Source organism: Streptomyces sp. YS-3, assembly GCF_045257485.1.
Lineage (GTDB): Bacteria > Actinomycetota > Actinomycetes > Streptomycetales > Streptomycetaceae > Streptomyces.
This window is the reverse complement of record NZ_JBJHPC010000248.1, coordinates 1-10,185: the sequence shown is the minus strand read 5'-3', so window position 1 is coordinate 10,185 and position 10,185 is coordinate 1. Positions and strand designations below refer to the sequence as shown.

At 70.9% G+C, this 10,185-nt stretch carries 12 protein-coding genes, 1 tRNA gene and 1 pseudogene; 3 read left to right on the top strand and 11 right to left on the bottom strand.

Annotated elements, in window-relative coordinates; genetic code table 11:
• A pseudogene (locus ACJA3G_RS20400) lies at positions 1-299 on the top strand (hypothetical protein); the annotation flags it as partial.
• Here the strand turns inward: ACJA3G_RS20400 and ACJA3G_RS20395 are convergent.
• From ACJA3G_RS20395 to ACJA3G_RS20385, 3 genes are all read right to left on the bottom strand, one after another.
• On the bottom strand, positions 268-501 hold the full coding sequence (locus ACJA3G_RS20395; RefSeq protein ID WP_067158879.1) for a hypothetical protein: 234 nt from the start codon (positions 499-501) through the stop codon (positions 268-270). The pseudogene ACJA3G_RS20400 and the gene ACJA3G_RS20395 sit on opposite strands and share 32 nt — an antisense overlap.
• 1 nt (position 502) lies before the next feature.
• A complete protein-coding gene (locus tag ACJA3G_RS20390; protein WP_406554453.1) occupies positions 503-664 on the bottom strand; it encodes a hypothetical protein in 162 nt (53 codons plus the stop codon).
• A gap of 72 nt (positions 665-736) precedes the next feature.
• Positions 737-2,098, bottom strand: a complete 1,362-nt coding sequence (locus tag ACJA3G_RS20385; RefSeq protein ID WP_406554455.1) for an MFS transporter — start codon at positions 2,096-2,098, stop codon at positions 737-739.
• 181 nt (positions 2,099-2,279) lie between these two features.
• Between ACJA3G_RS20385 and ACJA3G_RS20380 the strand changes: the two genes are divergently transcribed.
• On the top strand, positions 2,280-3,149 hold the full coding sequence (locus ACJA3G_RS20380; RefSeq protein ID WP_406554452.1) for a helix-turn-helix transcriptional regulator: 870 nt from the start codon (positions 2,280-2,282) through the stop codon (positions 3,147-3,149).
• A gap of 151 nt (positions 3,150-3,300) precedes the next feature.
• Here ACJA3G_RS20380 and ACJA3G_RS20375 read toward each other — a convergent pair.
• From ACJA3G_RS20375 to ACJA3G_RS20345, 7 genes are all read right to left on the bottom strand, one after another.
• Positions 3,301-3,373, bottom strand: a tRNA-Ala gene (locus ACJA3G_RS20375).
• Between the two features lie 159 nt (positions 3,374-3,532).
• The gene (locus ACJA3G_RS20370; RefSeq protein ID WP_406554454.1) at positions 3,533-4,192 is read right to left on the bottom strand and encodes a histidine phosphatase family protein; all 660 of its coding nucleotides are present in this window, start codon (positions 4,190-4,192) and stop codon (positions 3,533-3,535) included.
• The gene (rsfS, locus tag ACJA3G_RS20365; protein ID WP_365108305.1) at positions 4,189-4,623 is read right to left on the bottom strand and encodes a ribosome silencing factor; all 435 of its coding nucleotides are present in this window, start codon (positions 4,621-4,623) and stop codon (positions 4,189-4,191) included. Before rsfS ends, ACJA3G_RS20370 begins: the two co-directional genes overlap by 4 nt.
• Positions 4,624-4,701: 78 nt before the next feature.
• A complete protein-coding gene (locus ACJA3G_RS20360) occupies positions 4,702-6,492 on the bottom strand; it encodes an LCP family protein (protein WP_406554451.1) in 1,791 nt (596 codons plus the stop codon).
• Positions 6,493-6,506: 14 nt separating this feature from the next.
• Positions 6,507-7,127, bottom strand: a complete 621-nt coding sequence (gene nadD, locus ACJA3G_RS20355) for a nicotinate-nucleotide adenylyltransferase (RefSeq protein ID WP_358837545.1) — start codon at positions 7,125-7,127, stop codon at positions 6,507-6,509.
• Between the two features lie 38 nt (positions 7,128-7,165).
• A complete protein-coding gene (locus tag ACJA3G_RS20350; protein ID WP_190092478.1) occupies positions 7,166-7,330 on the bottom strand; it encodes a hypothetical protein in 165 nt (54 codons plus the stop codon).
• Positions 7,331-7,419: 89 nt separating this feature from the next.
• Positions 7,420-7,644, bottom strand: coding sequence for a hypothetical protein (locus tag ACJA3G_RS20345; protein WP_406554450.1), 225 nt, complete (start codon positions 7,642-7,644; stop codon positions 7,420-7,422).
• A 108-nt stretch (positions 7,645-7,752) separates the two neighbouring features.
• On the opposite strand from ACJA3G_RS20345, the gene ACJA3G_RS20340 reads away from it, so the two are divergent.
• The gene (locus ACJA3G_RS20340) at positions 7,753-8,913 is read left to right on the top strand and encodes a M48 family metallopeptidase (RefSeq protein WP_406554449.1); all 1,161 of its coding nucleotides are present in this window, start codon (positions 7,753-7,755) and stop codon (positions 8,911-8,913) included.
• Positions 8,914-8,919: 6 nt separating this feature from the next.
• On the opposite strand, the gene ACJA3G_RS20335 is transcribed toward ACJA3G_RS20340, so the two are convergent.
• The gene (locus ACJA3G_RS20335; RefSeq protein WP_406554448.1) at positions 8,920-9,993 is read right to left on the bottom strand and encodes a hypothetical protein; all 1,074 of its coding nucleotides are present in this window, start codon (positions 9,991-9,993) and stop codon (positions 8,920-8,922) included.
• Positions 9,994-10,185 lie beyond the last annotated feature (192 nt).

Here is a 10,185-nt window from a genome sequence, read left to right as displayed (position 1 = left end):
GGACCACGAGCCCCGGCACGCACCACTGGGTGTGGTGCGTGCCGGGGCTCGTGGTCCTGGGCGCCCACCGCACCGGCGGGGCCGCGGTCGCGCTGGTCTTCGGCTCGTACGCGCTGTGGTGGGTGCCGCACGGGGCGGGCCGCCCCGAACTGGCGCAGAACGGATGGCAGATGGCGCTCTCGGCGCTCTATCCGCTGGCCGGGTTGGTGTGTGTGGCGGCGGTGGCGCTCGGGCCGTGGCACGGGGCGCCGCGGTCCGCCGGGGCCGTCAGGCTGTGGCGAAGGAGTAGAACCTCTTGAGGGTGCAGTGCGCCTCCAGGAGGCGGCCGTAGATCGGCTCCCCCTCCAGCTCCCGGTAGGTCTCGATGGGGTCGCCTTTTATGATCAGCGCCCGCGCGCACTCCTCGCACCAGTACTGGTAGTCGGCGTTGACCGGCTCCATGTCCCGGACGATGGGCGTACCGCTGCCGCACCAGTCGCACTTCCGCCTGTGTGCACCCATCTCAGCTCCAGCTGTGGCCGCAGGCCGTGCACACGTAGGTGACGCTCCCGCGGTCGCCGGGCACCCCCGCGACCTGGGAGAACGCGCGGGAAGGGCGGCTGATCCGGGTCGCTGTCCGCGGCGCACCGGACAGGTCCGGGACGTCGTCGCGGCTCGCAGGCATCGCGGTCTCCCTCCCGTTCGGTCCGTCGTCCCCCTCCGGCCGTCACGATTCTGCCATGGTCGCGCAAGAGGGTCAGCGGCGTCGTGATACGAGCCCCGTCAGCGCTCCCACCAGTGCCGCCGCGGACAGCGCCAGGGAGCATGCCCACTGCGCGCCGCCGAAGGTGTGCGCCCCCGCCGTGAGCCGGTTCAGGTAGAGCGTGCCGAAGGCCGCGACGCCGATCAGCTGGCCCAGCTGGTTCACGGTGGCCAGCAGCCCGCTGGCGTCCGAGGCGTCCTCGGGCCGCACATCCGCGAGCGCTCGCGCGAAGGTGGGGCTGAAGGCGAGCGCCAGACCGGCTCCCACGCCCGCGTACGTCACGTAGACGACGAGGCCGCCCGTGCCGCCGCCGCGCTGGAGGGCGCCGGTGGCCAGGGTGGAGAGCGTGGTCAGCGCGAAGCCGCCCGGCACCAGGGCCCGTTGCCAGCGTGCGGGCCAGCGACGCCAGGTCAGCCCGACCGTGCCGAAGACCACGGCGGTCGGCGCGAAGGTCAGTCCCGCGCGCAGCGCGCTGAAGCCGAGGCCGCCCTGGATGTGCAGGGTGAGGGTGAACAGGAAGCCCGCGTTGACGGCCATCACCGCGACGATCCGGAAGACCGCGAGGCCCATGCCGGGCAGGCGCAGCACCCTGGGCGCGATCAGCGGGACGCCACCGCGCCGGGCCAGGCGCGACTCGTACGTCCAGAAGGCGGCGAAGAGCAGCACGCTGGACGCCAGCGACAGCCAGGCCCACAGCGGCCAGTCCTCCTCCTGGCCGAGCACCAGGGGCACGGTGAGCAGGCAGACGGCGGCGCCGAGCAGGACCAGCCCGGGGAGGTCGAGGTCGCGTACCCAGCGCGCGGCGCCGCGGTGCTCGTGCCGCTCCTTGGGCAGCAGGCGCATGCCGAGGACCAGCAGGGCGATCCCGAGCGGCACGTTGACCAGGAACACCGGACGCCAGCTGGTGCCGAAGAGGTCGGCGCTGACCAGGATGCCGCCCAGCACCTGTCCGGCGGCGGCGCCGGTGGCGAGCACGGCGGAGTACACCCCGAGTGCACGCGTGCGTGCCTCTCCGGTGAAGTTGCGCTGGATGAGGCTGAGCACCTGCGGGATCATCAGTGCCGAACCGGCGCCCTGCACCAGCCGGAAGGCGATCAGCTGCCCGGCCGTGCCCGCCAGACCGCAGGCGAGGGAGGCGGCGGTGAAGACGGCCAGGCCCGTCAGATAGAGCCGGCGGTGCCCGAGCAGGTCGCCCAGTCGCGCGCCGGTGATGAGCAGCACCGCGTACGCGATGGTGTAACCGGCGACGACCAGCTGCAACGCGGAGCCGGAGGCGTGCAGTTCGGTACGGATGGTGGGAGCAGCCACGTTGACGATGAACACGTCGAGGAGCGCCATGAACTGCGCCGCGAGCACGATCGCGAGCAGCAGCGAAGGCCGGTTGTCAGTGGCACGGTCTTTACTGAGTAGGGGACTTGGGCCCGGACGGAGTGCGGTGGTCATGGCAGCCAGCCTGACCCCGCTCCGATACGGGTAACGAGAGCCCGCTGATGCTGGTACTGACAGCACCTGGCAGCGGCGGGCGACGGAGCCGAACATGGGGGACGTGACGACAGTGGCCGCACCGAACGGACGCCGCAGACCAGAACTGGCCGCCTTCCTGCGCAGCAGACGGGCGCGGGTGACACCGGCCGACGTCGGCATGCCTCCGGGCCTGCGAAGGCGTACGCCGGGGCTGCGCCGCGAGGAGGTCGCCCAGCTCTCCGGGGTCGGCGTGACCTGGTACACCTGGCTGGAGCAGGGGCGCCCGATCAACGCCTCGCCGCAGGTCCTGGACGCGGTGGCGCGCACCCTGCGGCTGGACGAGCCGGAGCGCGCCCACCTCTACCACTTGGCGGACGTGCCCTGCGTGCCGGACCGGGAGGCCGCGGCGGTGGAGGTGGGCCCCGAGATCCAGGGGATCATCGACGCCCTGGACCCGCATCCGGCGGTGGTCTACAACGGCCGCTACGACCTGCTTGCGACCAACCCCGCCTACCGGGACCTGTTCGACATCCCGGAGATCCGGTCGATGGGCGTGCGCAACGTCCTGTGGACGCTGTTCACCGTGCCCGAGCCCAACTGCCCGGTGCTGTTCCGCGAGAAGGAGCTGCCGGTGATGGTGGCGACGCTGCGCTCGGAGTACGGCCGCCATGCGGGGGAGCCCGCCTGGGAGTCGTTCATCGCAAGGCTCTCCGAGGCCAGCCCCTACTTCGCGCGGCTGTGGAAGAACGGCGACGTGGTGCCGCCGGGCCCGCGCGTGAAGACCTTCCGGCACCCGGCGGTCGGCGAGATACGGATGACGTCGGTGTCGCTGTCCATCAACGGCATGCCGGAGTGCCGGATCGTGACGTACACACCGAACGACGAGGAGAGCGCCGCGCGTACGGCGATGCTGCGGGAGATGCGGGAGAAGATCTGGGCGTGAGGCGACCGCGCGGGCACGGGGCTGGGCGGTCGCCTCACACCCGCGGGCGCCGTGGCGGGCCCGCGGGACGTACGCGGGGCGCGGGCGGGACGCGTCCCGGAAACGCGAAATCCCGCCCGGTCGAATGGACCGGACGGGATTCCCGTACCTGTGGAGCTAAGGAGAATTGAACTCCTGACCTCCTGCATGCCATGCAGGCGCTCTACCAACTGAGCTATAGCCCCGCTGTTCGCTTTGTTTCCTGCGCTCCCGCGCCGCGAACAAGAAGAACTTTAGCCTGTGACCTGCCGGAAAGTGAAATCCGGTGGTCGCACCGCCCCGGGCGGGCACCCGGCGCGCCCGGTGGCGGCCCGGGGGCCGCCCCGGCGCGGTCGGCCCGGCCGTCAGTCGTCGTCGCCGAAGACCGGTTCGGGCAGCGTGCCGGCGTTGTGCTCCAGCAGGCGCCAGCCGCGCGCGCCCTCGCCGAGGACGGACCAGCAGCAGTTGGAGAGGCCGCCCAGGCCCTCCCAGTGGTGCGACTCCAGGCCGAGGAGGCGGCCGATGGTCGTGCGGATCGTCCCGCCGTGGCTGACCACGACCAGGGTGCCGTCGTCGGGCAGCTTGTCGGCGTGCGCGAGCACCACCGGGGCGGCCCGGTCGGCCACCTCGGTCTCCAGCTCGCCGCCGCCCCGGCGCACCGGCTCGCCGCGCTTCCACGCCGCGTACTGCTCGCCGTAGCGCCCGACGATCTCCGTGTGGGTCAGGCCCTGCCAGGCGCCCGCGTACGTCTCCCGCAGGGCGGCGTCGTGGGTCACCGGCAGCCCGCAGACCGCGGCCAGCTCACCGGCGGTCGCCGCGGCCCGCTGGAGGTCGGAGGCGATGATCGCGTCCGGCTTCAGGGCCGCCAGCAGGCGCGCCGCCCGGCGCGCCTGACCGAGGCCGGTCTCGGTCAGCTCGATGTCCGTGGAGCCCTGGAAGCGGCGCTCCAGGTTCCACGCTGTCTGGCCGTGCCGCCACAGGACGACGCGGCGGCCCCGGCCGGGCTTGGTGTCGCTGCCGTTCAGCTCAGCTCACCGTCCTCCGTCCCACCGTGCAGCTGGGCGTGCTCGGCGGCCTTGCCGCGGGTCTTCAGCGCGTCCTCGGGAAGCGGCAGCTCGGGGCAGTCCTTCCAGAGGCGCTCCAGGGCGTAGAAGACACGCTCCTCGCTGTGCTGGACGTGGACGACGATGTCCACGTAGTCGAGCAGGATCCAGCGGGCGTCGCGGTCGCCCTCCCGGCGCACCGGCTTGGCGCCGAGCTCCTTGTTCAGACGCTCCTCGACCTCCTCCGCGATCGACTTGACCTGGCGGTCGTTGGGGGCGGAGGCGAGCAGGAAGGCGTCGGTGATCGACAGCACGTCGCTGACGTCGTACGCGATGATGTCGTGCGCGAGCCGGTCGGCAGCCGCCTGGGCGGCGGCGGTGATGAGCTCGATGGAACGGTCCGTGGCGGTCACAAGCTGGCTTTCGTCGGCGGTCAGATCGATTCAGATCGTTCTCCAGGGTCTCACGGACCGCCGACAGCCCCGAAAGGATTACTTGATCTTGTAGTCCTTGCCGAGCACCACGGTGACATCCGCGTTCGCCGCGGCCTTGCCCTGCTTCACCGCGCCGGCCGGCAGCCCCAGCGTTTTGGCCACCTCTTCGGCCTTCGCCTTCTGCGCCGCGTCACCGTACGTGACGGAGGACGACGCCGCCGTACTCGCGCCGCCCGCGTCGATGACGGCATAACCGCCGTTGACCAGGGCGATCCGGGCCTTCTCCGCCGCCTTGGGGTTGCCGCTGCCGTTGCTGACCCCGACGCGGACCGCCGAGCCCTTGTCGGGCGCCGTGACCGAGCCGCCCAGGATGTCCTTGACCACGCTGTCCCCGGCCTGCGCGCTGAGCGTGCCGTCCTGCTGCACCGGCAGCATCGCCGTCTTGTAGGCGCCGACCTTGGCGTGCTCGGCGAGCTTGGCCAGCGCGGCACCGAGGTCGGCCTCGGGCAGCGAGGGGTCCAGGATCTGCGCCAGCGTCTGCACGGTGATCGTCGCGGCCTTCGGATCGTCCGAGATCTTGCGCAACACCCCGTACATCACCTGCCCGAACCGCTGCAGCTGCTTGGCGTCCGCCTCGCCGGGCCCCTTGTACGTGGCGTACGCCACGGCCATCTGCCCGGTCAGCGTCTGGTCCTCGCCCTTCTTCACCACCGGACCGGCACCCGCCTTGGCGCCCGGCACGTCGGCATCCGTACTGATGTCGATGTTCCCGACCAGGTCGACCAGGTTCTCCAGGAAGGGCGTGTCCAGCCGCCAGGTGCCGCTGATCTTGGTGCCGAGCAGGGTACCGAGCGCCTCACGGGTCCCCTGCGAACCGTCGCCGTCCACCGATTTGCCGAGCGTGGTCCGGGTGCCGTCGTCGTTGGAGACGGCGAGGGTGTTGGGCAGCAGGACGGTGGTGCCCTGCTTGGTGGTCGCGTTGTTGACGAGCAGCGCCGTGGAGGTGCCGCCCTTCTGGGTGTTGTGCAGATGGACGACGATCACGTCCCGCTTCTGCGCCCCGACCGCGACCGTCGGCTTCTCCGAGCCCGAGGACGAGGACAGGCCGGGCAGCTTTCCGGCCGTCCAGAGGTAGCCGACCCCGCCGATCGCGGCGAGCGCCAGGACGACGACGAGCGCGACCACCCGGTTACGGCCGCGGCGCCGTGCCTCCTCGCGCCGCTCGGTGCGGCTCTCGGTGAACTTCAGCCAGTCGATGACGTCTTCGGAGTCCTCGTCGGGCTCCTCGATGAAGGAGAACTGCTCGGTGCGGTAGTCGCGTTCGTCCTTGCGCTGCTGCGGCAGCACCGGACCGCCCTGCTCGGCGACCGGATCGGGCTCGGGCTCGGCCTCCCGCACGGGAGCCTGTGCCTGTGCCTGGGCCTGCGCCTGCACCTGCGCCTGCGCCTGCGCCTGCGCAGGAGCCTGGGCTGCCTGCTGGACCGGGGACTGCTCGCGGCCCCACTGCTGCGTGTCGTAGCCGTACCCCTGGTGCTCCTGGGGCACGGACGGCTGCGCGGGCCGGCCGTACGCGTCGTAGCCGGAACCGGAGCCGGTGCCGTAGTCGTACGAGGGCTGCTGCTGGCCGTACGGGTCGTACCCGTACCCGCCCTGCTGCCCCTGCTGCTGACCCTGATGGTCCTGCTGGGACTGGTGGCTCTGGTGGGTCTGCTGCGGTTGGGCCTGGCCGTACGGGTCGTACGAACCCTCCTGGGGCACCTGCTGGTACACCGGCTGGCCGTACTCGTCATAACCGACAAGCCGCACCTGCGGCGCATAGGGGTCGTAGGGGTCCTGTCGGTCGTTCACCGGGTGCCCTTCTCTCACTCGCCGCGGTAGAGCTGGCGCTTGTCGATGTAGCGCACCACACCGTCCGGAACCAGATACCAGACCGGGTCGCCCTGCGCGACCCGCGCCCGGCAGTCCGTCGACGAGATGGCCAGGGCGGGCACCTCCACCAGCGACACCCCGCCCTCGGGCAGACCGTCGTCCGTCAGTATGTGGCCGGGCCGGGTCACCCCGATGAAGTGGGCGAGCGAGAAGAGCTCGTCCACGTCACGCCAGGTCGTGAGGATCTGCGAGAGCGCGTCGGCGCCGGTGATGAAGAACAGGTCCGCGTCACTGTTGAGGGAGCGCAGGTCCCGCAGCGTGTCCACGGTGTACGTCGCGCCGCCGCGGTCGATGTCGATCCGGCTCACCGAGAACTGCGGGTTGGACGCGGTCGCGATGACCGTCATCAGATACCGGTCCTCGGCCGCGGAAACGTTCTTGTGGCTCTTCTGCCACGGCTGCCCCGTCGGTACGAACACGACCTCGTCCAGGTGGAACTGAGAGGCCACCTCGCTGGCGGCCACCAGGTGTCCGTGGTGGATCGGGTCGAACGTTCCGCCCATCACGCCGATGCGCCGCTTGACCGGACCGGTAGGCACTTCCTGCTCTCCCATGCGTGCAGAGCCTACTGGCCCGGTGGAAACGCCCCGACTCAGCGGTCGCGGTTGAAACGCGTGGTGATCCACAGCAGGAGCAGCAGCGCGAACAGCGCGCCGCCACCGGTGACGTACGGGCTGAGGCTTTCGTGGTTGCCACCGTGCTCGGCACCCTCGGCGAGGGTGACCAGGTGCGTGGCGGCGGTGCTGGTGAGGCTCATCGTCAGCAGGACCTATCCGGGAGTCGGAGCGGAGACTTCGGGCACATCGTATGCGGGCCGCCCGGGCACTCTCACGCCGACTCAGCCGTTCAGTCCTTGACGACGCCCTCCGCGTCGGGGCTCGCGCCCCGGCTCGGCTCGCCGTCCGGCTCGGCCGCCGCCGCGTCGCCACCGTCGTTCGTGCGGTAGCCGCGCAGCAGCAGCCAGGCGAGGCCGCCCGCACCGAGGATCGACACCAGCAGCAGGATCCGCAGCACATTGCCGGGTCCCTGCTGGTCCGAGGCGGCGGCGAGAAGCGCGACGGCGTCCGTCATGGCAGGTGTCTCCTTGGTTATCCACAGGCCCCCGCCCCACGGTAGCCCCACCGCCTAGGGTGGATGTCGTCAGGGGGACGAGCCGAGACTCTCAGACAGGGGGACACCATGACCGATGACATCCAGGACAGCGTGCCCAGCAGGCAGCGCCGACGTTTCCCCGGGATCTCCTCCCGGGCCTATGAACACCCCGCCGACCGGTCGGCGCTGGTGGCGCTGCGCAGGCTCAGCGGCTTCGACACGGTCTTCAAGGCGCTCAGCGGGCTGCTGCCCGAGCGCAGTCTGCGCCTGCTGTTCCTCTCCGACTCCGTGCGCGTGAGCGACGCCCAGTTCGCCCACCTCAACTCGATGCTGCGGGACGCCTGTTACATCCTGGACCTGGAGAAGGTCCCCCCGATGTACGTGACGCAGGACCCCCGGCCGAACGCGATGTGCATCGGCATCGACGAGCCGATCATCGTCGTCACCACCGGCCTCGTGGAGCTGCTCGACGAGGAGGAGATGCGCGCGGTCGTCGGCCACGAGGTGGGCCACGCCCTGTCCGGCCACTCCGTCTACCGCACGATCCTGCTCTTCCTCACCAACCTGGCGCTGAAGGTCGCCTGGATCCCGCTGGGCAATGTGGCGGTCATGGCGATCGTGACGGCGCTGCGGGAGTGGTTCCGCAAGTCGGAGCTGTCCGCCGACCGGGCCGGACTGCTCGTCGGCCAGGATCTCCAGGCCTCGATGCGGGGCCTGATGAAGATAGCCGGGGGCAACCACCTGCACGAGATGAACGTGGACGCGTTCCTGGAGCAGGCCGAGGAGTACGAGGCGGGCGGCGACCTGCGCGACTCGGTCCTGAAGATCCTGAACGTGCTGCCCCGCTCGCACCCGTTCACCACCGTGCGCGCGGCCGAGCTGAAGAAGTGGGCCGCCAGCCGTGACTACCAGCGCCTGATGGACGGCCACTACCCCCGTCGTGAGGAGGACAAGGACGCCTCGGTCTCCGACTCGTTCCGCGAGTCCGCCGCCTCGTACGCCGAGACGGTGCGCACCAGCAAGGACCCGCTGATGAAGCTGGTCGGCGACATAGCCGGCGGCACGGCGGACCTGGGCGGCAAGCTGTACGGCAAGTTCACCGGCGCGGGCTCCGCCTCGCGCACCTCCGACCGACCGCAGGGCGGATCCCAGGACGAGCCGCAGGACCGTCCTTCCGGTCCGGCGACGGACGGCGACGGGACGGACCGGACCGACGGGCCACAGGAGGGGCCGGGGCGGGACGCCTAGGGACGTTTACGGCGTCGGCTGGGCGCTGGTGGCGAGGGTGCCGCAGAGGGCCGCGGTGGCGGGACCGGTCGCGTACGGATCGGTACCCGCCGGGCCGGTCGCGCTGGTCCGCTCACCCGCGAGCAGGGGCCGCAGCTGCGCGGAGACATCGGCCGAGCAGGCCTGCGGTCCGGCCTCCACATAGCTGAACTGCAGCTCGACGCGGTGCAGCCGCAGGTCGTCGCGGTCGAAGCGGAAGTGCAGCTCGCGGCGGACGGTGAAGAGCGAGGCGGCCTTGTCCGAACCGGAGGCGGTCGGGCGCAGGGCGTACGTGAAGGTGTGGTCGGACGTCACATCGAGGGTGTCCCGGCCGGACTCGGCGTAATGGAAGGTGCCCTGCACACGCACCTGGGAGTCTGCCAGTGCGACTTTGGCCGGATCGAAGCGCACCAGCCAGCCCGTGGCGGCGTGCCGGCCGTCGTCGGCCGGGTTGTCGATGCTCTGGTCGAACTGGGCGAGCAGCTCCGGATCGAGCAGTGCCCGCACCTGGTGCACGGACTTCCCGGTCAGGACCTGGGGATCGAGGGAGGACTGGACCAGATACTCCTTGGCGGTGGTGACACCGGCGATGATCTGGCTCTCGGAGAAATGGGCGGTCCTGCGGACGGCCGGAAGGTTGATGCCGTCGGCGCCGGTGCGGAACTGGGCGGCCGGGCTGTGGTCGAAGAGGCGGTCGACGTCGATGCCGGGGACGACGGTCTGCGGGGCCAGGGGGATCACGGTCATCCGCAGGGGCTCGGCGGCGACGCTGCCGCCACCGGGCTGGTACGGGTGACGCAAGCCCATGTACACGGCGGTGCCGAACGCGATGAAGAGGAGGACGGCCAGCGCGACTATCTGTTTGGTGAAGGGTCTGAACGACCAGCTGGACCGGCTGCGCACCGCGCGCGCGTGCTCGCGCATCCGTTCCTGGGCGGAGAACTCCTGAAGGCGGGCAGCACGGACGAACGACTCGTCGAACACGACGGATCGGTACTCGTCCTCACCTCCGCCGGGGAGGCCCTCCGGGGTCCCCTCGGGTGGCTCTCCACGCCCTGCCATACCTTCAGGGTAGGTCGCGGGAGGGGCCGATAAACGCGCTGCTACGCGACAAGTTCTGACGAGTTCCCACGCGGTTGTGCGGGGCTTGGTCAGAGCCTGGTCAGGAGATGGTCAGACCGAGGGGCGGGCGGGGGAAGGGCTTGGTCAGAGCCTGGTCAGGAGATGGTCAGACCGAGGGGCGGGCGGGGGAAG

Excerpts from the sequence above, each read along its gene's own strand:
- ACJA3G_RS20395 (WP_067158879.1), bottom strand. The coding sequence starts at position 501 with ATGGGTGCACACAGGCGGAAGTGCGACTGGTGCGGCAGCGGTACGCCC.
- ACJA3G_RS20390 (WP_406554453.1), bottom strand. The coding sequence starts at position 664 with ATGCCTGCGAGCCGCGACGACGTCCCGGACCTGTCCGGTGCGCCGCGG.
- ACJA3G_RS20380 (WP_406554452.1), top strand. The coding sequence starts at position 2,280 with ATGGGGGACGTGACGACAGTGGCCGCACCGAACGGACGCCGCAGACCA.
- nadD (WP_358837545.1), bottom strand. The coding sequence starts at position 7,127 with ATGGGAGAGCAGGAAGTGCCTACCGGTCCGGTCAAGCGGCGCATCGGC.
- ACJA3G_RS20350 (WP_190092478.1), bottom strand. The coding sequence starts at position 7,330 with ATGAGCCTCACCAGCACCGCCGCCACGCACCTGGTCACCCTCGCCGAG.
- ACJA3G_RS20345 (WP_406554450.1), bottom strand. The coding sequence starts at position 7,644 with ATGACGGACGCCGTCGCGCTTCTCGCCGCCGCCTCGGACCAGCAGGGA.
- ACJA3G_RS20340 (WP_406554449.1), top strand. The coding sequence starts at position 7,753 with ATGACCGATGACATCCAGGACAGCGTGCCCAGCAGGCAGCGCCGACGT.
- ACJA3G_RS20335 (WP_406554448.1), bottom strand. The coding sequence starts at position 9,993 with ATGGCAGGGCGTGGAGAGCCACCCGAGGGGACCCCGGAGGGCCTCCCC.